This window comes from Chitinophaga sp. (genome assembly GCF_035761305.1).
In the GTDB taxonomy this organism is placed as follows: Bacteria; Bacteroidota; Bacteroidia; order Chitinophagales; family Chitinophagaceae; genus Chitinophaga.
The window spans coordinates 16,751-38,373 of the sequence record NZ_DASTRI010000064.1; the positions used below are offsets into that span (position 1 = coordinate 16,751).

General features: G+C 51.3%; 17 protein-coding genes. 9 read left to right on the plus strand and 8 right to left on the minus strand.

Features of this window, described 5'->3' with window-relative positions:
- The first annotated feature begins 110 nt into the window (after window positions 1-110).
- On the plus strand, window positions 111-2,567 hold the full coding sequence (locus VFS25_RS06230; RefSeq protein WP_326461262.1) for an ABC transporter permease: 2,457 nt from the start codon (window positions 111-113) through the stop codon (window positions 2,565-2,567).
- Window positions 2,568-2,569: 2 nt separating this feature from the next.
- Here VFS25_RS06230 and VFS25_RS06235 read toward each other — a convergent pair whose 3' ends face one another.
- The 3 genes from VFS25_RS06235 to VFS25_RS06245 all read right to left on the minus strand — a co-directional run bounded on the left by VFS25_RS06235 (window position 2,570) and on the right by VFS25_RS06245 (window position 5,683).
- Complete coding sequence (locus VFS25_RS06235; protein ID WP_326461263.1) at window positions 2,570-3,475, minus strand: NAD(P)/FAD-dependent oxidoreductase; 906 nt, start codon at window positions 3,473-3,475, stop codon at window positions 2,570-2,572.
- 108 nt (window positions 3,476-3,583) lie between these two features.
- The gene (locus VFS25_RS06240) at window positions 3,584-4,900 is read right to left on the minus strand and encodes an AarF/ABC1/UbiB kinase family protein (protein ID WP_326461264.1); all 1,317 of its coding nucleotides are present in this window, start codon (window positions 4,898-4,900) and stop codon (window positions 3,584-3,586) included.
- A 156-nt stretch (window positions 4,901-5,056) separates the two neighbouring features.
- Window positions 5,057-5,683 (minus strand): TetR family transcriptional regulator C-terminal domain-containing protein, encoded by a 627-nt coding sequence (locus VFS25_RS06245; RefSeq protein ID WP_326461265.1) that lies wholly within the window; start codon window positions 5,681-5,683, stop codon window positions 5,057-5,059.
- A 254-nt stretch (window positions 5,684-5,937) separates the two neighbouring features.
- On the opposite strand from VFS25_RS06245, the gene VFS25_RS06250 reads away from it, so the two are divergent.
- Complete coding sequence (locus tag VFS25_RS06250) at window positions 5,938-6,426, plus strand: DUF4251 domain-containing protein (RefSeq protein WP_326461266.1); 489 nt, start codon at window positions 5,938-5,940, stop codon at window positions 6,424-6,426.
- Between the two features lie 87 nt (window positions 6,427-6,513).
- A complete protein-coding gene (locus VFS25_RS06255) occupies window positions 6,514-6,936 on the plus strand; it encodes a nuclear transport factor 2 family protein (RefSeq protein WP_326461267.1) in 423 nt (140 codons plus the stop codon).
- A 143-nt stretch (window positions 6,937-7,079) separates the two neighbouring features.
- Here the strand turns inward: VFS25_RS06255 and VFS25_RS06260 are convergent, their stop codons facing one another.
- Window positions 7,080-8,378, minus strand: coding sequence for an amidohydrolase (locus VFS25_RS06260; RefSeq protein ID WP_326461268.1), 1,299 nt, complete (start codon window positions 8,376-8,378; stop codon window positions 7,080-7,082).
- A gap of 717 nt (window positions 8,379-9,095) precedes the next feature.
- On the opposite strand from VFS25_RS06260, the gene VFS25_RS06265 reads away from it, so the two are divergent.
- The 6 genes from VFS25_RS06265 to VFS25_RS06290 all read left to right on the plus strand — a co-directional run bounded on the left by VFS25_RS06265 (window position 9,096) and on the right by VFS25_RS06290 (window position 15,547).
- Window positions 9,096-10,073, plus strand: coding sequence for a 2-dehydro-3-deoxygalactonokinase (locus tag VFS25_RS06265; RefSeq protein ID WP_326461269.1), 978 nt, complete (start codon window positions 9,096-9,098; stop codon window positions 10,071-10,073).
- Between the two features lie 2 nt (window positions 10,074-10,075).
- Window positions 10,076-10,735: a bifunctional 4-hydroxy-2-oxoglutarate aldolase/2-dehydro-3-deoxy-phosphogluconate aldolase gene (locus VFS25_RS06270; RefSeq protein WP_326461270.1), complete on the plus strand. Its 660-nt coding sequence runs from the start codon at window positions 10,076-10,078 to the stop codon at window positions 10,733-10,735.
- Window positions 10,736-10,741: 6 nt separating this feature from the next.
- Complete coding sequence (locus tag VFS25_RS06275; RefSeq protein WP_326461271.1) at window positions 10,742-11,542, plus strand: SDR family oxidoreductase; 801 nt, start codon at window positions 10,742-10,744, stop codon at window positions 11,540-11,542.
- A gap of 99 nt (window positions 11,543-11,641) precedes the next feature.
- The gene (locus VFS25_RS06280; RefSeq protein ID WP_326461272.1) at window positions 11,642-13,357 is read left to right on the plus strand and encodes an IlvD/Edd family dehydratase; all 1,716 of its coding nucleotides are present in this window, start codon (window positions 11,642-11,644) and stop codon (window positions 13,355-13,357) included.
- 21 nt (window positions 13,358-13,378) lie between these two features.
- Window positions 13,379-14,692, plus strand: a complete 1,314-nt coding sequence (locus tag VFS25_RS06285) for a gluconate:H+ symporter (RefSeq protein WP_326461273.1) — start codon at window positions 13,379-13,381, stop codon at window positions 14,690-14,692.
- 18 nt (window positions 14,693-14,710) lie between these two features.
- On the plus strand, window positions 14,711-15,547 hold the full coding sequence (locus tag VFS25_RS06290; protein WP_326461274.1) for a metallophosphoesterase family protein: 837 nt from the start codon (window positions 14,711-14,713) through the stop codon (window positions 15,545-15,547).
- On the opposite strand, the gene VFS25_RS06295 is transcribed toward VFS25_RS06290, so the two are convergent.
- The 4 genes from VFS25_RS06295 to VFS25_RS06310 all read right to left on the minus strand — a co-directional run bounded on the left by VFS25_RS06295 (window position 15,525) and on the right by VFS25_RS06310 (window position 21,420).
- A complete protein-coding gene (locus VFS25_RS06295) occupies window positions 15,525-17,171 on the minus strand; it encodes an STN and carboxypeptidase regulatory-like domain-containing protein (RefSeq protein WP_326461275.1) in 1,647 nt (548 codons plus the stop codon). The two genes, VFS25_RS06290 and VFS25_RS06295, sit on opposite strands and share 23 nt — an antisense overlap.
- A gap of 260 nt (window positions 17,172-17,431) precedes the next feature.
- Window positions 17,432-18,718: a condensation domain-containing protein gene (locus tag VFS25_RS06300; protein ID WP_326461276.1), complete on the minus strand. Its 1,287-nt coding sequence runs from the start codon at window positions 18,716-18,718 to the stop codon at window positions 17,432-17,434.
- Between the two features lie 112 nt (window positions 18,719-18,830).
- Window positions 18,831-20,120 carry a condensation domain-containing protein gene (locus VFS25_RS06305; protein ID WP_326461277.1) on the minus strand — a complete coding sequence of 430 codons (1,290 nt, stop codon included), beginning with the start codon at window positions 20,118-20,120 and terminating at the stop codon, window positions 18,831-18,833.
- Window positions 20,121-20,223: 103 nt separating this feature from the next.
- The gene (locus tag VFS25_RS06310; RefSeq protein WP_326461278.1) at window positions 20,224-21,420 is read right to left on the minus strand and encodes a glycosyltransferase; all 1,197 of its coding nucleotides are present in this window, start codon (window positions 21,418-21,420) and stop codon (window positions 20,224-20,226) included.
- Between the last annotated feature and the right edge of the window lie 203 nt (window positions 21,421-21,623).

Below are 21,623 nucleotides of genomic sequence, written 5' to 3' on the forward strand. Positions count from 1 at the left end.
CTTTTCAAAAGCGGACAAGCCATTGACCGGGTGCGCTGTTTAAGCAATTGATTATCAGTAACACCATCCGCAGGCACTGCGTTTGTATGATACCGGCCAAACCTCTTTGCATGCTGAAGAACTACTTTAAAATTGCATGCAGGCAATTATTGAAGCAAAAGATGTATGCCGCTATTAAAATAGGCGGTTTTGCATTGAGCATTGCAGCCTGTTTGCTTATTACGCTATACATCCGGCATGAGCTGAGCTACGACCGTTTTTACCCGGATGCTGACCGCATTTACCGGGTGGTGGGAGAGGTAACGGACAATGGTATTATCAACAAAGGAGTATCTACACCGGCCCCGTTTGCTGCTGCTATAAAAAGTGATTTCCCCGAAATAGAAGAAGCAGGCCGCTTCATGTCCAGCCGCCTGTTCACAGGAGCGGGCAGTAACCAGGTACGCCGGGCAGATAGTGCAGATAATACCTATGAAGAAGGGTTCACTTATATAGACCAGGACCTGCTGAATATTTTTCAATGGCCCTTTGTAGCCGGCGATCCGGCGCATGCCCTGGCAGAGCCCAACACCATAGTGATTTCGCGGCGGAAGGCAGAAAAATATTTCCCCCATGAAAACCCGGTTGGCAAGGTAATGGTGCTGAATGATGATATTAACCACCCCTACCGCATAACCGGTGTAATGGAAAACCTGCCATCTAATTCCCATATACAATATGATTTTTTGTTAACGCTTAAGGGCAAATCACTGTGGCCGGGAGAGCAAACCACCTGGGCGGCAACTAACTATGAGAGTTATGTAAAGCTGCGCCCCGGCGTTGATCCTGTGCGGTTGCAGCAAAGGATGACAGGTGACGTGCTGAATAAGTATTACATACCTCTTATGAAGCAGCAGGGAGATAAGACTTTGGAACGCCTGGGTAAAAGCCTGCAGTATCACCTGCTGCTGCAACCTGTAAGTAATATACACCTGCACTCGTATGATATTGGTGATGACCAGGAGCGCCGCGGCGATATTCGCTTTATATGGCTGTTTGGCGCTGTAGCCAGCTTTATATTACTGATAGCCTGCATCAATTTTATTAACCTGTCCACCGCGCGTTCCGCCAACCGCGCCAAAGAGGTGGGGCTTAAAAAAACAATCGGCGCTTACCGTACCAGCCTGATACAGCAGTTCCTGGCAGAGTCGTTCCTGTATAGCTTCCTCTCTATTTTACTGGGTAGCCTGCTGGCCTGGCTGCTGCTGCCTTATTTCAATACGCTGGCTGCGCAAAGCCTGGTATTTCCCTGGAAAGAACCGTGGCTGGCGCCTGCGCTGCTGCTGTCAGCCGTGATAGTGGGCCTGCTGTCGGGATTATACCCGGCGGTTTACCTGTCGGCCTTTCAGCCCATACAGGTATTGAAAGGCAATATCAGCCGTGGCGTTAAGAATGCCAGCCTTAGAAGCGTGCTGGTAGTGTTCCAGTTCACTACTTCCATTATCCTTATTATCAGTACCGTGGTTATTTACCGGCAAATGCAATTCATCCTGCACCGTAAGGTGGGGTTTAATAAAGACCAGGTAGTGATGATACAGGGTGCGCAAACATTGGGCAACCAGGTAAAAGCATTTAAGGGGGAGCTGCAGCAGCTGCCGGAGGTTGTTCACGTGGCTATAAGTGACTACCTGCCGGTAAACAATACCAAGCGTAATGGTAATGGCTTTTGGAAAGAAGGGAGAACCAACGTGGATGTGCCTGTTTATGGACAATACTGGACGGTAGATAATGACTACCTGGCCACAATGGGCATGCACCTGGTAGCGGGCCGCAATTTTTTGCCCAGTATGCCTACAGACTCGCAGGCAGTTATCATTAACCAGGCCATGGCCCGGAAGCTGTTTCCCGGTAATGAAAACCCGGTTGGCCGGCGTATTACCAATAATAACGACGGCACCAGCCTGCACGAAGTAATTGGCGTGGTGGAGAATTTCAACTTTGAATCCATGCGCAATCACATTGAGCCCCTTTGCATGAGCCTGGGCAACAGCCCCACCATTGTATCTGTAAAGGTGAAAACCGCCGACATGCAAAAAATGCTCGGCGCCATTGGCGGCGTATGGAAAAGCTTTTTGCCTAACCAGCCTTTCCGTTATAATTTCCTCGACGAGCGTTTTGCCAGCATGTACAGCGATGTGCAGCGCACCGGCTATATTTTTACCTGCTTTTCTGTGCTGGCCATTATCATTGCCTGTTTGGGCCTGTTTGCCCTTTCTGCTTTTATGGCGGAGCAACGCAGCAAGGAGATCAGCATCCGCAAGGTGCTGGGCGCTTCTGTGGCGCAGGTAACAGCTTTAATATCCAGGGACTTTGTGCGCCTGGTGCTGATAGCAATGATGCTGGCGTCGCCTATTGCCTGGTGGGCCATGAACAAGTGGCTGCAGGATTTTGCTTACCAGGTGAATTTAAGCTGGTGGATATTTGCCATAGCAGGCGTGCTGGTAATTGCCATTGCCTTCGCCACCATCAGCTTCCAGTCTGTAAAAGCCGCGTTGGTAAATCCTGTAAAAAGCCTGAAAGCAGAGTAAGCTCAATCAGCGGCATCTATCAGCACCTTATTGATGATAGCCCCGGCTTTGGTGCCGGCGGCAACTGCAATGGACACGGCGCGGAACATGGTGGTATTGTCACCCGCGGCATATACGCCTGGTATGGTGGTTTCCTGGAAATCGTTCACAGTAATAAATCCATGCTCATTCAGCCCGCAGCCCAGCTGCAGCACCACCTCCCGCTGCTGCAGGGCCGGCCGTGCATACAGCGCCGTTAAAGCAGGCGTGCTGCCGTTCTCCTGCACCAGGTGCTGCAGGTACCCCTTTTCATGTACAATGCCGGTAACAGGCGATGCTGTTATACGTATATCCCATGCCGTTAGCTGCGCGGTTTGTTCCGCGCCCAGTGTGGATGGGCCGTTGGTAAAAAGAGTGAGCTGCGGCGTCCAGTGGCGTATGAGCTTACAGAACTCAAAAGCCATGTCGCCGTTGGCTAAAATGCCGGTGGGCTGGTTGCGTACTTCATAGCCATGGCAGTAAGGGCAGTGCAGTACCGAAATGCCCCAGCAGGCCGCAAAACCAGGTATATCCGGCATTATATCTTTCATGCCGGTGGCCAGCAGCAGCTTGCCCGCTGTATATTGTCCGCCTGCAGCAGTGGTTACTATAAAACCATTATCGTGCTTTGCAGCAGTGGTAACTAACCCCTGCAGCAGCTGCACGGTAGGGTAGGCCAGCACCTGCTGCAGCCCTATAGCGGCAATTTCAGCGGGTGCGCTGCCGTCGTGCGTAAGAAAGTTGTGGGAGTGGGGTGTTTGCCGGTTGCAGGGCTCTCCGCTGTCAATGATCAACACCTGCCTTAATGAGCGGCCCAATGCCATGGCGGCGGAAAGTCCTGCATTGCTGCCGCCGATGATAATAACGTCAAATGCTTGTACTGGTTCCATAATGCTAAGGTAGTAAAAAATGAAACACAGTTGCAAATATTTTGATGTGCTGCATTTTTAACAACCTATGGGAGCAACAGGTAATATCCTTGCTGAATAAGCCTGCGCTTACTGCATCAGCGTTTTAAACCTGCCTGCGCCGGTATGTATTTCCGCCCGCAGGTCGCTGAGTATGGAGTACAGGCCGAAATAAGTGCGGTTTACATACAGGGAGTGGCGGGAGCCCCTGGCTACCTTGGAGTCCCGTACTTCTTTGAGGTTATACACGTAATCCATATACGCATATATTTCCCGGAAGTAGTCTTCATTGCCAAAGTCAAAGCTGTTTTGCGTAAAGGGCAGGGTTAACAGGTCTATCATTTTCTGGAAAAGGCTGGAGAAGAAGGTGATCTCCTTTTCCGTGTCGGTGGGATGTATCATTTCCAGGTTGGTGTATATCTGCATGCGTTTGGCCTCATCTTTCAGTATCTCCTTATCTACCAGCATAAAATAGTTCTCATAAAAATCTTCCGGTATTTCCTTGATGCAGCCAAAGTCAAAGATGCCCACGGTGCCATCGTCGCGCATCAGGAAGTTGCCCGGGTGCGGGTCGGCATGTATTTTTCTCAGCCGGTGCATCTGGAAATCGTAAAAGTCCCACAGGGCCTGCCCGATGCGGTTGCGCACTTCCTGGGAAGGGTTGCGCTGCAAAAACTCTTTCAGGTGGTACCCCTCCAGCCAGTCCATGGTAATAATGCGGTCAGAGGAAAGCTCGGGGTAATACCGCGGAAACACCAGGTTGGGTATATGCGCGCACAGGGCCGACAGCTCTACGGAGCGGTGCAGCTCCAGCTTATAATCGGTTTCCTCCAGCAGCTTGGTTTCTATCTCGTCAAAATATTTGTCCATATCCACTTCACTCATGCCTACAATACGCACGGCAAAGGGCTTTACGATGCGCAGGTCCGACTTTACGCTGTTGGCCACGCCCGGGTATTGTATCTTAATAGCCAGCTGCTGCCCGTTCTTCCAGGCTTTGTGCACCTGGCCTATAGATGCTGCATTGCAGGCATGCATGTCAAATTTATCATACAGCTGTGAGGGCGATTTGCCCAGTGTTTTAATGAACGTGTTCACCACCAGCGGGCCGGAAAGCGGCGGCGCGCTGTATTGCGACATGGAAAACAGGTCAGAATACGCTTTGGGCAGCATGCCCTTATCCATGCTTAACATTTGTGCTACCTTTAAGGCGCTGCCTTTCAGGTGGCTCAGGGTATCGTAAATATCTTCCGCATTGTCTGCATGCAGCTCCTCTTTGGTAACGGTGGGGTCTATGAGCTTGCGGGTATAATGTTTCAGGTAATTGGAGCCTACTTTTAATCCCGTGGTGATAAACCGTCCGGCCCTCTCCACCTTCCCGGTGGGAATATTCGTTTGTTCCTTCATTGCGCTGGTTTAAGAGTAGATTTACGGCTTCTGCTATAGTGCCGGCATAAGCAACACTACATTGAAGACGTGCTGGTTTGATTTTTATTGTATTGTTCCTCCCGGGAAAGCTGCGGGCAGCACATTTCAATTGCGGACCTGAAAAAGTACGCGGCCTTATTTTCCCGTGAACATAAATTTGCCGAAGTCCAGCAGGCTGTCGAGCGTATTGGAGGCAATGAGCTGAAAGCTCAGGTGCACGGCTTTTTCAATGGCGGCATCGGTCATTTCAAACCGTTCGCTGCTGTCGTTTATCCAGTAGCGTAGCACAAACAGCGCCTGTACCCAGAAACCATGTACATACTGGTCGGAAATATACTTGCGTTCTTTTACTTCGCCGGACTGGTAGCCTTCTTTTACCAGGTCTTCCACATAACGGTAAAAAGCTTTTTTAAAGCTATCAAGCTGCGCCTGCCGCATGGCAGGGAACCGGAACCTTTCTTTCTGCAGCAGTATGTAGCTGCGGTCGGCCTTCAGCTTTTGCACCCACATAAAGTAAAAGGTGAGTAGTTTTTCCCGGGCAGAGTAGGCCTGGTATATTTCGTCGTTCTGCAGCTGTTGTACAGTATCTTCAAAAATGGCCAGCCATATATCTTTTTCTACTGCTTCCAGGGAGCTGTAAAGGTCATAAAACGCTGCTTCCGGCAGGCCCGCAATTTTGCAAAAGGCATATACGGAAACAGGTGGTTTTCCATTCTCCAGCCAATAAAGTTTATATGCTTCGCGGAGTTGTTGTTTATCCATATAGAAAGATTTTAAACGGTTTGGGTATAGGAGCGCTCCAGGCAACGTAAAATTACGCCAAGACAGCGGATAATGAGCAGCCGGGCCTGAATTTAGCAGGCACAGGGGTGTTAAATAAACGCTAAAACTGGGGAGGAGGCTAAACGCCTGCAGTATTTGCCGTTCAAACAGGAGAAAAGCTCCCTGGTAAAGCCTTTGAAGGGGGTGTCTTACCGCAGCAGGAAGTTGCGTAAATTTAGCAAAAGAACAGTTTTATGAAAAAGCTACTGAACGGAACCTTATGTTTATTAATAGCCATCAGCTGCACCGGCCGGCTGCAGGCACAGGATAAAAAAGACAAGATAAAAGAGCTGGTGAGCGCCCAATCCTACACGTTTAAAGCGCAAACGGCCCTGCCCATGAGCGGCCGTGTCCGGCAGCTTACCAGCGAATATGAACTGAAGGTGGCTAAAGACTCTGTTATAGCCTACCTGCCTTATTTTGGCCGCGCCTACACGGCCCCGCTGGACCCTACCAAGGGCGGCATACAGTTTACTTCCCATAAGTTCGGCTATACGGTGAATAATGGCAAAAAAGGCGGCTGGACCATCTCTATTAAACCGTCCGACGCGGAGGATGTGCGGCAAATGACGCTGCTGCTGTCCGAAGACGGCTACGGCACGCTGCAGGTAACCAGCAATAACCGGCAGCCCATTACTTTTAACGGGTATATAACAGCCAGGGAGCAACGAAAGCAGCAATAACGTTAGGGAAAGAGAAACACCTGATATTTCTTTTGTGATTGTGTATATTTAAGGGCAATCTTAATTAAAGTTCCAAAAGAATTACGGATGAAACGTCTTTTATTATTCCCCGTTATGTTTTTGCTGTTGCAGTGCGCTAATGCCCAATCCAAAGAGGAAAAGGCGGTGGCGGCCGCCGTAGAGAACATGCGCCTGGCCATGATAAGCGGCAACAAGGCCGACCTGGAAAAGCTGGCCGATGACAAGCTTTCCTATGGGCACTCCAGCGGCGCGCTGGAAGATAAACCCACTTTTGTGGAGCACATCGTAAGCGGACGGTCTGATTTTGTTAACATAAAGCTGAGCGGGCAAACCATTACGGTTGTGGGCAACACGGCCATTGTACGCCATGTGCTGGATGCCGACACCAACGACAGTGGTAAGCCGGGTACCGTGCACCTGCGCATCATACTGGTATTTGTGAAAGAGGGCGGCCAATGGAAGCTGCTGGCAAGGCAGGCGATGCACTGATAAAATCGCCGGCATACTAAGGAATGTAAGATGATAAATCTAAAATCTAAAATGTAAAATGTAAAAGTAAAACGCAACCAACAAAACATTGTACCGGTTTCGGGGCGTTTTACTTTTACATTCGGCATTTAAAATTTTACATTTTACATTCTTTCGTGTTGCTGTTTTGCATAATCAAACACCAGCCGGCAAAATACTTTTACGCCAACATCCAGCCTGGAGTCGTCAATATAAAAATCCGGCGTATGATGGGCCGCTGCTTTTGCGGGGTCCTGGCCGGCCGGCATACCACCCAGGAAAAAGAAGAAGGCCGGCGCCTTATCCCCAAAGAAGGAGAAATCTTCCGCGCCGGTAGTCCACTCGGTTTCATATACATTGTCTTTGCCGGCGGCTGCTTCAATAGAAGGCAGCATCATTTTTACCAGCGCGGGATCATTATAGGTTACCTTGGTTTTGGTGTCAATACTCACTATTGCGGTAGCTCCGGATGCTGCTGCGATGTTGGTGGCCATCTGCTTCATTTTTTCATGCACCATTTGCTGCATTTTGCTGTCGAGCGTGCGGATGGTGCCTTCCATCACCAGCTCTTCGGGTATAATGTTGCTGCGTACGCCGCTGTGTATCTTGCCCACGGTAATTACTACCGGCGCTTTGGTGAGCTCTGCCTGCCGGCTTACAATGGTTTGAAAGCCCTGTATGATCTGCGCTGCCACTACTATTGGGTCAATGCCGCTCCAGGGCTGCGAGCCGTGCGACTGCTTCCCTTTTACCGTTACTACAAACCAGTCGCTGGATGCCATTTCCGCACCAGGTTTGTATTTTATTTTGCCGATAGGTGTCTGCGCGTTAATGTGCAGGCCAAAAATAGCGTCTACCTTCGGGTTATCCATTACTCCTTCCTTAATCATTAAAGGGGCGCCGCCTTCTTCTGTACCGGGCGGGCCTTCCTCAGCGGGTTGAAAAATGAATTTAACGGTGCCGGGTATATCTTTTTTCAGGCTGGTCAGCACTTCGGCGGTGCCCAGCAGAATGGCTACGTGCGCGTCGTGCCCGCAGGCGTGCATTACCGGCACGCGCTGGCCCAGGTATGCTGCGCTGTCGGCAGACCGGAAGGGTACATGGGTTCTTTCAAATACCGGCAGCGCGTCCATATCGGCCCGTAAAGCCACTACAGGTCCGGGCTTACCGCCCTTCAGGATGCCTACCACACCGGTTTTTCCCACGCCGGTTTGTACTTCCAGCCTCAGTTTTTCCAGGTGGGCAGCTACAAAAGCAGCGGTTTTATATTCCCGGTTAGAGAGCTCGGGGTGCTGGTGGAGCTGCCTTCGCCAGGCAATAACGGAGTCTTTTACGCCGCTTACCCGCTGGTCCAGCTCTTTCACCTGGGCCAGCGCCAGTACAGGCGCAATAACAGCGAGAATCACAAACAGGTGCTTTTGCATAGGCTTGCTGATTTTGATTTTGGTTGATAAGCAAAATACGCATTCAATTACGAATTATTCAATCAGGATCCCGCAAAGCAGTGCATTGCCTGTTCCGCCCTGCGGAAAATGCCTTTGAAAATAAATTATGATTATGAATAATTACCAATTACGAAGTATTCATGAGCGCTTATGAAATTATTATGATGGCGAATAAGTTGGATGCCTGGCGGCAATGGCCGATTGGAATCAGGAATGCCAGTGAAAATAATTACGGATGGGCAGGGGCGGTGATGCACCGCGATAAGTGAACGGATAAAACCGGCCGCCACCAGGGGGTAACTGCTGCGAAACTGCAGGTAAAAGCGTTTGTGACGGGTAGTAAAAGCGTTCCCCATCCCTGGTAAAAGCGTATAAACAGGGTAGTAAAGGCGTGCGGGCATAAATTTCTTCATTCCACCCGCCATTCAATATTCAATAAGCCAACATTCCCCATTGCCCTAGTTATTCGCAATCACAATATTTTCACCGGCGCTTCCGGTGATGCAGGAAACAGCTATGTTCCGCTTTGTAATCCATAATCGACTATTGCCGCTTCATACGGTAATCTTACCTGTTACTCTCCGCCTTAATCCATAATCGACTATTGCCGCTCCATACGGCAATCTTACCTGTTACTCATCGCCTTAATCCGTAATTCGTAATTAACCAATTCGTAATTATCCGTAATTTTCCCCCATGACTACCTTTCTAAGTTGTGATTGGGGAACCTCCTCTTTCAGGTTAAGATTAATACAGGCGCTGGACCTGGAGGTACTGGCATCTGAAATATCGGGCCAGGGCATTGCCCCTACCTGCAGGGCCTGGGAATCGGGCGGGCCCCGGGAGCGCCCGGGCAGATGGGAATTTTATGTACAGGTGATACACAACGCCATCACCGCTATTGAGCACCGTATCGGCTATACGCTGGAGCAGGTGCCCGTGATTATTTCCGGCATGGCGTCTTCCTCCATTGGTATGCTGGAGCTGCCTTACGGCAACCTGCCTTTTACAGTAGACGGCGCCCACGTGCACACACATTTTGCCCCGCCTACTGCAGATTTTCCCCACGAAATTATACTCATCTCCGGCGTGCGCAGCCAGCTGGATGTAATGCGCGGAGAGGAAACACAGCTGGTAGGCTGTATCAGCGACGACCTGGCGCTGGCCGATTTCGGCACCTTTATTTTGCCCGGCACGCACTCCAAGCACATACAGGTAAAGGAGCGGCAGGCCGTGGACTTTAAAACATTCATGACCGGCGAATTGTTTGAGCTGCTGCGCCGCCAGAGCATTTTAAGAGATGCGGTGGCCGGGCACGAAGCGCCGCTGATTGTTACCACCGACGGCTCTTTCAGCCAGGGCGTACGCGACGCCGTAACCCAGCCGCTGCTGCATGCCGCCTTTCGTGCAAGAACGCATCACCTGTTCGGCAGCTTTACGCCCATTGAAAACCTCGATTACCTGAGCGGGCTGCTCATAGGCGCCGAGCTGCAGGAATTATTATTTACTGATCCCGGTACCATATACCTTTGCGGTGGCGCCCACCTGCAGCAACGCTATGCCACGGCATTATCGGTGCTGGGGCTTACGGGCGCGGTTATTTTTTCCGCCGCATGGACAGAAGACGCAGTAGTACGCGGACAGCACAAAATATATAACCAGTTAAACAGTTAACTATGCCACATGCTTTTTCACAAACGCTGTTTGACAAATTGCCCATTGTGGGCATACTCCGTAATATGCCGCCGCTTACCGTACCGGTGCTGGCGCGGTATTACCAGGCCGCCGGCCTGACCACGCTGGAGGTAACCCTTAACTCGGAAGAAGCGCTTACCACCATTACCCGGCTGGTACAGGAGTTTGAAGGGCAGCTGAACATAGGGGCCGGTACCGTTTGCACGCTGAACGACCTGGAAAAGGCCCTGGGGGCGGGCGCCCAGTTTATCGTAACACCCATTTTGCAGGAGGAGGTGGTGCGTGCCTGCCAAAAGGCGCAGGTGCCGGTATTCCCCGGCGCTTATTCTCCTACGGAGATCTATACTGCCTGGCACCTGGGCGCCACCATGGTAAAGGTGTTTCCTGCCACAAAGCTGGGCGCTTCCTATTTCAAAGAGGTGCTGGCGCCTATGGATTACCTGCGGCTGATGCCTACCGGCGGTGTTACGCCGGATAATTTTACCGAGTTCCTGGCGGCGGGCGCCAAAGGCCTGGGCATGGGCAGCCACCTGTTCCCAAAAACGCTCATTGAGGAAGGGCAGTGGGAAGAGCTGGCCGCACATTTTAAACGGGTAGTGGAAAAGTATAAAACCTATAGAAATAACCTAAAAACCAAATAACATTTCATGCCCGGAGTAGTACTCATTACAGGCGCTTCCGCCGGATTAGGCGCGGCCATTGGCAATTATCTCTCAACAAAAGGATTTACAGTATACGGCACCTCCCGTAACATTCAGCAGGAAGGAAAACAGTTCCGCACCCTGGTGATGGATGTTTGTAATGAAGCCAGCATACAGCAGGCCATACAAACCATTTTACAGGAGCAGCCACGCATAGATGTACTGATCAACAATGCCGGTATCGGCATTGCCGGCGTAGCAGAATACCTGTCGCTGGCAGATGTGCAGAAAACTTTCGACACCAACGTACTGGGCGTTATACGCACCTGCCAGGCCATTTTGCCGCATATGCGCAGCCAGGGCAAGGGCCTGATCATTAATATCAGCTCCATTGCCGCGGAAGCAGGGCTGCCTTACCGGGGCGTGTACAGCGCCAGCAAAGCAGCGGTTGACCGTTTTACAGAAGCCCTGCGGCTCGAAACCGGCGCTTACGGCATACAGGCCTGCTGCGTGCAGCCCGGCGCCGTACATACGGATATCAATGCCAACCGCATTAAAACAAAAGTGCCCGACAACTCTCCCTATAAAGCCAGCTTTGACCGCGTGTATGCCGCTATCGACGCCAGCATAGACCATGGCCTGCCTGCGGAGCAGTTTGGCCCTGCAATAGAAAAGATCATTAATTCATCCTATGTAAAACGTTATTACCGCATAGGCAAACCTATTGAAAAGTTTTCCGTGGTGCTGAAAAAGGTATTACCTGAACGCACATACGAACGCCTGATGCGTAAATACTACAACACCTGAGGATTTTTTTGGAAAAAAGGAGGCATTTTTTTGTAAGTTGGGCTTTAACAACCCGGAAAAGCGCAATGCTTCCACGTTAACGTATAAACGGTTATAGTAATGTCTACATTCAGAAGTACCAATTGGTTTGGGAAGAAAGACAAGATGGGCTTCATTTACAGGAGCTGGATGAAGAACCAGGGCTTCCCCGGAGATATGTTTGATGGCCGGCCTGTGATCGGCATCTGCAACACATGGTCAGAGCTCACGCCCTGCAACGCCCACCTGCGCGATATTGCCGAAGTGGTGAAAAGAGGCGTATATGAAGCCGGCGGTTTCCCGGTGGAATTTCCTATTATGTCGCTGGGCGAAACCCTGCTGAAGCCCACGGCCATGCTGTTCCGCAACCTGGCCAGCATGGACGCCGAAGAGTCTATAAGAGGCAACCCGGTAGACGGCGTTGTGCTGCTTACCGGCTGCGATAAAACCACGCCTTCTACCTTAATGGGCGCTGCCAGCGTAGACCTGCCCACCATTGTGGTGCCTGGCGGACCTATGCTGAACGGCCGTTTCCAGGGGCAGCAGATAGGCTCCGGCACGCACGTATGGAAGTTTGCCGACGACATGAAAACAGGTAAGATGACGCCCAAGGACTACCTGTTTGCTGAAAGCTGCATGTCGCGCAGCGCAGGCCATTGTATGACCATGGGCACTGCCTCCACCATGGCCTGCATGGTAGAGTCGCTGGGCATGACGCTTTCCGGCGCTGCCGCCATACCGGCGGTAGACTCCCGCAAAAAAGTGCTGGCCCACTTTTCGGGCCGCCGTATTGTGGAAATGGTGAAGGAAGACCTGAAGATGTCTAAAATACTTACCCGGCGGGCATTTGAAAATGCCATTAAGGTAAATGCCGCCATCGGCGGCTCCACCAACTTTATCATTCACCTTACCGCCATTGCCGGCAGGATGGGAGTGGAGCTGAACCTGGAGGACTTTGACCGCCTGGGCAGCCACATACCGCTGCTGCTGAACCTCATGCCTTCGGGTAAATACCTGATGGAGGATTTTTATTATGCCGGCGGCCTGCCCGTGATCCTGAACGAGCTGAAAGCTTACCTGGATATGGATGCAATTACTGTTACCGGTAAATCGCATGCGGAAAATATTACAGATGCCTGCAGCTGTTACAACCGGGATGTGATCTATTCCCTTGAGCAGCCCCTGATACCGGAAGCCGGTATTGCGGTGCTGAAGGGTAACCTGGCCGAGAACGGCTGCGTAATAAAACCATCGGCCGCCACGCCTGCACTGATGCAGCACCGCGGCCGCGCTGTGGTGTTTGAAACCATAGAAGACTATCATGCCCGTATAGATGATCCTGCGCTGGATATAGATGAAACCTGCGTAATGGTGTTAAAGAACGTAGGGCCGGTAGGCTACCCCGGCATGCCGGAGGTAGGCAATATGGCCCTGCCCAAAAAACTGCTGGATAAAGGCATTACCGATATGGTGCGTATTTCCGACGGGCGCATGAGCGGTACCGCTTACGGCACTGTAGTGCTGCACGTATCGCCGGAATCGGCCATTGGCGGTACGCTGGCGCTGGTAGAAAATGGTGATTTCATTGAGCTGGACGTGGCCGGCCGCCGCCTGCACCTGGATGTGCCGGATGCCGTGCTGCAGCAACGCCGGCAGCATTGGGAAAAAACAGTAGCGCCCATGCAGCGCGGCTATGTTAGCCTGTATGTTAACCATGTGCTGCAGGCCGATAAAGGCGCCGACTTTGACTTCCTGGTTGGCGGCTCCGGATCGGAAGTAAGCAGGGACTCACATTAAATATTCACCATAAGCTACATCATGACATTACTGATCATCTTCCTTTGTATTGTTGCGCTCATACTGCTGATCTCGTGGGGTAAGGTAAATGCATTCCTGGCCTTCCTGGTAGTATCTGTTGTTACCGGTTTGCTGCTGGGCATACCGTTAAACGACATTCCGCTGTCAGTATACAAAGGTATCGGCGATACACTGGGATCGCTGGTAGTGGTGATCGTACTGGGCGCCATGCTGGGCAAGCTGGTGGCGGAAAGCGGCGCGGCGCAGCGTATTGCCGCCGTGCTTATGAAGGCTTTTGGCGCAAAGTACATACAGTGGGCGCTTATGCTCACCGGTTTTATTATTGGTATACCACTGTTTTATAACGTGGGCTTTGTGCTGATTATACCCTTAATATTTTCCGTTGCCTATCAATATAAAATGCCCGCAGTGTATATTGGATTGCCAATGCTGGCATCCCTGTCCGTGACTCACGGCTTTTTGCCGCCGCACCCTTCTCCGGCGGCGCTGGTAGGGCAGTTTCATGCCAACATGGGCATTACGTTAATATACGGCATTATAGTAGCTGTTCCGGCGGTAATACTGGCCGGGCCGGTATTTTCCAAAACGCTGAAAACACTGGAGGCAAAACCCCTGCAAACTTTTAACGTGGCGCCGCTGCCCGAGGAGCTGCTGCCCGGGGTGTTCAATAGCCTGCTGTCATCGCTGCTGCCGGTGATTATGCTCATTGTTACCACCATACTGCTGTTCGTGCTGCCGGCAGGCAGCCCGCTGGCCACGCTGCTCACTTTCCTGGGCGAGCCGGGTATTGTAATGGTCATTACCATTATTGTGGCCACCTTTAGCCTGGGCATTTGCATGGGCAGAACCATGCACCAGGTAATGAACATTTACAGCGAAGCGGTAAAGGATGTAGCCATGGTATTGCTGATCGTAGGCGGCTCCGGTATACTCAAGCAGATGTTTGTTGACAGCGGTGTAAGCATGCAGATTGCCGCTGTGCTGCAAAGCTGGAGCATACCGCCGCTGGTGCTGGCCTGGCTGATTGCCGCTGTAATACGCCTGGCCCTGGGGTCCGCTACAGTAGCGGGTTTAACCACTGCCGGCATTCTGGCGCCCATGATGGGGCAGCTGCATGTGAACCCCAGTCTTATGGTATTATCCATTGGCGCGGGCAGCCTGTTCTTTTCGCACGTGAACGACGGCGGTTTCTGGCTGTTCAAGGAATATTTTAATTTGTCGCTGAAAGATACCTTCCGCTCCTGGTCTGTAATGGAAACCATTGTTTCTGTAACAGGACTGGTGGGCGTATTAATATTGCACCTGTTTGTATAACAATTTAAGCATTGCGTTATGACATTCACCCGCAGAGCGTTTCTGCAATCCACTATTAAAAGCGTGATCCTGCTGGGCATGGGCAACACCCTGCCTGCTTTTATGCCGGACAACTTCAGGCTGCCTGCCCGCAAAGATGTGAAGCTGCGTTTTGGGCTGGCATCCGACGGGCATTATGGAGAAGCCAAATCCGATTATGCCGCGCGCCACCAGCAAATGACCGACTGGCTGAATGCAGAAGCCAAAGGCCGGGGGCTGGACTTTGTGATGATCAACGGTGATCTTTTTCATAATGACCCTGCATTGCTGCCGCAGGTGAAAGCTGCGTGGGACAAGCTTGCTGTTCCGTACTATGTATCGCACGGCAACCACGATAAAACGGAAGAAACGCACTGGCAGTCCGTATGGGGTACGCCCTTTGACCATGTGTTCACCAAAAAAGATGTTGGCTTTATCACCCTTAATACCGCTGATATAAAGGGCGAATATACCGGCCCTGACCTGGAAAAAACAAGGGCTTTCCTGGATGATTACAAGGATAAGGAACAGGTGTTCGTATTCATGCACATTACGCCGGTAAAATGGACCAAGTATGGCATTGACCGCCCGGATATTGTGGAGCTGTTTAGCCGCCAGGCCAATCTGAAGGCCATTTTCCAGGGCCATGACCATGATGAGGATGGCATGCGGGAGAAAGACGGTAAATATTATTTCTGGGACTCACACGTAGCAGGCACCTGGGGCACTGAATACAGGGGTTACCGTGTGGTGGAAATATTAAAGGATGGATCTGTGCTCACTTACCAGACAGACCCATCCTCTGCAAAGAAGATCAATAATAACCGCATCCGTTAAATATGCTGATCCCGGCATTCCAGCCTACTGCATGGGGGCGGCTGCGGTAGCCGGTTTTAGGCGCAACATCGTCATTGCCGTAAATGGTAACGGCCGGACCTGCAAACACGCTGCACCAGCGGTTTAGCCGGTAATGCAGCAAAGGCTGCAGGCGTACCAGCGACTGTAAATGATCCCAGCTGCCCAGGTACAGGTTGGGCGACATCAGCTCTGCACCCAGGTACATTTTTTCAGACAGGGTAAAAATATGTCCCAGTCCAAACCCGAACAGGAAAGCCTTTTTATCTGCCACAGGGTTAATACCGGCGGTTAATATGGTGTAGAATGTTTTAGTACCGGTTTTAAGAGAAAGGTTCAGTAAGGTAATTTCATTGGCTGATAATGTTATCTGGCGCAGGCCGCCTTTTTTAATAATGTTAATAAGGCCGATGCTGCAGCCCAGGGAGGTATCGGCCACGTTCACCACTGCCACCTGGAGGCCACGCAGAGTATCGGCATAATTAAATAAGCCCGCTGCCTGAAAGCCGTTAACGCGGCCATGGCTGATATTGCCTGCACCCGCCACCTGCATGCCCTGTACGCCTTTTTTCGACAGGTTGATTGCACCGGCGGCCTGCACGCCCTGTACGGTATCGGCTATATTGAGCGCACCACCCACCTGCATGCCCTGCACAGTTGCTCTTGTTTGGTTAAATACGCCGGCAGCCTGCATGCCTGTGAGCGGGCCTTTTACAATATTGAGCACACCGGCGGCCTGCATGCCGGTTACCGTGTCCATCACATAATTGTGGATGCCCGCTGCCTGCATGCCCAGCATATGCCCGCCCACTGCGTTAAACACGCCGGCCACCTGCATATACTGCACATCTTTTTTATCAATGTTAAAGATGCTGCCTACCTCTACGCCGTTCAGTCCCGCAGCATAGCCGCCAATGAGGTTAAAGGAAACCTTATTGATCACCTGCGCATCCAGGCGGCCATGGGAGCCCAGCCCCGGCACTATAGACGATTGAAAAGGCTTATCTGCAAAAAAGCGGCTGAGGTTAAGGCTTTGCATGCGCTGCCTCGACGAAAGGAAGAAACGGCCCATCCAGGTTTTTTCCACGCCAACATCTACCGGCGCTAACATTACCGGCGGCATTTGTTTAATGGATATATCCACCTGCTGGTCAATGCCCGCGTGTACGGAAAGGGTGGTATCGCGGTACAGGTCTTTGCTTACGGTAATGGCAGCGGCATAACGGTCGTTGTTTTTGAGGCGCAGTCGGAAAAATCCCTGTTCATTGGTAAGGGTAGAGATGAACTGCTGTTTTTCATACACGGTGGCATTGGCTACCTTTTGCCCGGTTTCGCGGTCCTGCACATACCCGGTGATGATGAACTGCCGCGAAAGGTCCTGCATAATAATGATATGGTCGCTCACCTCTTTATACTGGTAGCCGGCGCCCAGGAGCTGGTCCAGCACCTGTTTTACAGGCTTGTTGGCGGCCGAAAATGTAACCAGGCTGTCGTTCCGTACTACATCGCTGTTATAGGAAAAATGGAATTTACCCTGTTCGCCTATGCTGTTCAGCACCTTTACCAGCGGCTGTTTTTTTACGTTAACCGTAACGGTGGTACGCAAAAGGTGTTGCGCTTGGGAAAGGGTAGAGGAACAGAGTATGCTAACAGTAATGAATATTATTCTTATCAAGCGCGAATGAAAATTCATGCGGCAAGATACAAAACCCCCACCATAGCCACCAATAAAAACAGGGCGGGATAGAAATCACCGCCCCTGCTGAATTAAGAAAAATTCATTTAATATCTACAGCTAAAGTACAATTTCAAAAACCTTGTTTAGCTAATAAAGTGTTAACGTAAGCGTTAATACAAATGTTAATATCATACTGCTACTGGTATTTCCGCTTCCTCCAGCACTAACGCCATAGCAGCTTCTTTAATGGCTACGGCCTCCGCATAGGGTAAAAAGCTATCGTTCGACATGAACACGAAATCCATTTGACCCCGGAAAGTTGTTGTTACCATGGTATTGGGATTGCGCCAGGGAAACGCTACTGTAGGGCTCATAATGGTTTCAACCTCAAAGGTGCTGTATTGCTCGGGGATGTTCAGTCTTCCCATATTGGAAAACGTAACATCATGGTTGCCGTTGGTTACCTTCAGCAGCTTTACCAGCTTTTTCAGGGAGCTGTGCACATATTCGCCTATCATGAGCTGCATAAATACATTCATCTCCGCTATTTTTTCCGACAGTGCTTCCTTCAGCCGGTAAGCCTGCACCCAAAAACCTTTGGCGGTATCAGGCGCGTCATCATCCAGGGAAAGGGTTACCGTTGGCGCATAGGCAAACAAATGATCCGGCCGGATGGCGGTTATAAAACGGCGTATATCCACCGGCGATATGATCCTGTTTTTTGCCTGCCCGCCTTTTACCTGTTTAAATGCCCGCAGCAGGGCTACGCTCAGGGCGGCATGCACCGTAGTGCCTTCTGTTTTGCAACGGTTCACAAAGGCGGCCGACTGCTCCCTGCCCAGCTTCCAGTGCAGCAGGTAATTGCTGCCTTTAGGCGGCTGCTTTTTCCCGAATAATACTACAGACAAGGTAAGCCAGGCCAGCACGGCCGACTTCCGGCCTTTTTGCCGCAGCTGCCTGTTTTCCAGGAAAGGAGCCGGTATCAGCTCATGTATATCATTAAAGGCCAGGTAAGTTTCCATGGGCATATCGGGCCGGTCCAGCAGGCAAAGCAGCTCCTGCAAAATGGTGGCCACGGAGCCGCCGTCGCAAATGCAGTGGTGGCATACCAGCACCAGCTCTGATATTGCTGCAGACGCTATCCAAACCACCCGGCACAGGGGGCCGTTGTGCATATCAAACGGTGTGGCCCATTCTGCCATAGACTCATGCTGCCAGTCGTTATCCGTATGGCGGGGCACTTTACGTACGGGTATTTCCGTTATATGCGCATTGGTTACAAAGCAGGGGCGTCCTTTCCGGTCCGGCACCACGCCTGCGCTCAGCAGCGGATGTTTGGACTGAATGCGGGCAAGGGCGTGCCGCAGGTTTTCCGGGGAAATGGTACCCCTTATACGGGCAGTAAAACAGCTGTTCAAAGGCGTGTTGCCATCTCCATACATGATCCTTTCACCAATGATGAGTTTTCTTTTCATCCGTAGAGATTTTTATTGTTGCGTAAAGCAGAAGGCGTAAAGCATAAAGCGTAAAGTTTTAACGATAAATGCTAAACATGGGATGCGGTGTTATGCCGTTGCCCGGTGCATTTTATTGTGCATTCGCCAGCTGCGCCTCCGGTACCTGCTTCCCCTCCAGCAGCAGCTCCATGGCCTTGTCGCGTATGGCGCAGGCATCGTCCTGGGAGAGATAAGCGTCATTGGAGAGGAAGGAAAAATTCAGCTGCTCGTCAAACGTGCTGGCAATAATGCCGTTCGGGTTGGCCGATTTGAAGATGAGGACGGGATTATACACTGCCTCCACTTCAAATGAGCGGAATTTCTTTGGAATATCCAGCCGCCCCATATTGGAAAAGGTAAGGTCATTATTGCCCCTGGCGGTGCCCAGGTACTGCGACAGCTTTTTTACTACCGGGTGGTAATATTCATTCAGCATAATCTCTTCGTACACTTTCAGGTTGGCCAGCTTTTCCGACAGCTGCTCATTGAGGCGCTTTACCTGCGTGGCAAAATCCAGCGCGGGGTCTTTATCTATAGATAAAGTAGTGCTGGTGGCAAAGCCAAACAGCATGTCCTCTTTTATCTCAGGGATATAGCGGCGCAGGTTTACCGGGCAAAACACCTGGTTTTTTGCCTTGCGGCCTTTTACATGCCGGAACGCGCAAAGGAATGCGGTGCACAGGGCCGCATGCATGGTGGTGTGCTGCACTTTACAGCGCCGTACCAAAGCCGCTGTAGCAGCCTTGTCCAGCTTCCAGCGCAGGGTGTAGTCCTTTCCCCTGCTGATCTGTTTTTTACCGCGTACAAAGAACAGGAACAGCTTTAAAAAAGCAGCTGTTACCCTGCCTTTGCGCTGCAGCTTTTTATCCGATAAAATGGCCTCCGGCACCAGTTCGGCAACCGAGTTAAAAGACCGGTACTGTCCAATGGCCAGGTCGGGCTGATCCAGCAGCGTCAATATCTCCTTATATAGGGTTACAATGGAAGCGCCGTCGCAAATACAGTGGTGGCATACCATAATAAGCTCCGATACTGCTGCGGAGCGCAGCCATACCATCCGCAGCAAGGGGCCGTTCTCCATATCAAACCGCAGCTGGCATTCCTTTTCAGACTCCTCCATCCATTGCTCATCGGATATGCGGGTTACTATCCGTACCGGGATGTCGGGCACGGGCATGGGCGATACAAACCAGGGCCGGCCCTGGCTGTCTTCCTGTACGCCAACGGTTAGCAGGGGATGCCTGGCCTGTAGCTTAGCCAGCGCATTGTGCAGCGCAGCTGCTGTAAAGGAGCCATTGATTTTTACCGTAAAGGTGATGTTCTTGGGAATGGACCCATCCCCGTAAATGAACCGCTCCAGGAAAAGTAGTCTTCTTTTCATGCTTTCATCCGTTAATAAATGATTTTTTATATGTCGGATAGAACCTCGCATTAACATGCCCGTGTGGGAAAATGTTTATGCCCGGTTTCATATTTTAATAGTCCTAAAGCGCCAGCATTTTTGCTTCTGCGGCAAAGGTTTCCAGGTACTCCACTGCTTTGTCGTTACCACCGGACTGTATAAAGGTTTCGCGGATGCGCTGCGCTGCTTTGCCGTACTGCGGGTTGTGCAGCAGCTCCCACATAGCGGTTTTAAGATCGTTTACCCGTAACCGTTTGTAACGCAGCTTAATGCCGCAGCCGGCCCTTTCTATCAGCGATGCGGTATGAAAATGGTCGTAGGCAATAGGCGTGATGAGCATAGGCAGGCCGTTCATGAACGTATCGTTTACGGTATTAAATCCGCCGTGGCAGATAACGGCATTCATTTCCGCCATAAGCTCCGACTGCGGTACAAAGCCCTGTACAATAAAATTATCCGGCCACTGTTCAAAAATATCCGGGCTGGTAGCAGCCACGATGGTCAGCGGCTCATTTGCAAAGGCGGCTATGAGCTTGCTGAAGAATTCCTTACGGATGTCTACCAGCAGCGTGCCCAGTGACACATATACTTTGGGCGTGGTGGCCCTGCGCAGGCGCTCCCAGTCAAACGGCGTATCGTTGGGGCGGCCTTTTACGGGGCCTACAAATTTCATATGCGCGGGGGCGTTAGGCACACCGGCAAATGTTTGTGAGGTGAACACCAGGTTCAGCTGGCTGGAGTTTACTATTACCTGCGGGTCATAAATGCCAAATTCCTGCTGCAGGGCCAGGATGTTGTTCACCCACCAGGCGTGCACCCTGGGAGCGCTCATAGCATCGCCGCCTACATTGGGCGGTACCGGCGTGGTGGTTACACAGGGTATGCCTTTGTTATGGGCGCAAACGGCGCCGGCAAAGGTAATGCAGTCGCTTACGATCACATCCGGCTGAAATTCATCAACAATACGCAACAGCCCTTTCATAAGGAACCGGCAAAAGGGCATGTAGGTTTCTTCCAGGGCCAGCTTCAGGGTTTCGGCCCCGGAAATATGCGGACCGTCATCCTGCCGTTTTAATATCCGTTGTATTTCCGGCAGGTGTTCTTCCAGCTCGGCGTGGGGCACAATAAACTGCCCGCCGGCCGGTATATGCTTAGCAGCAATGTCCTGGATGCCCAGCCAGGCTACCTGGTGGCCGCGGGCCAGCAGGCTGGCGCCTACGCTCAGCGTAGGGCTGATATGCCCGAAAAAAGGAGGAACAACGAATAGGAATTTTTTCATAGCACAGTGTTTAATAAGGAAAGGGTAGTAAATGTGCAGATGTGCAGATGTGCAGATATGCGGATGAATGCACTGCTACCGGTGTGCACCTGCTATTACGTGTGTATTTGCGTGTTTACTCATCTGCATATTGGTGTTTACTTTTTTCATGCATAATTATCATTGCTATACATCGTTTATAATTTGTGAATTTGTGACATTCA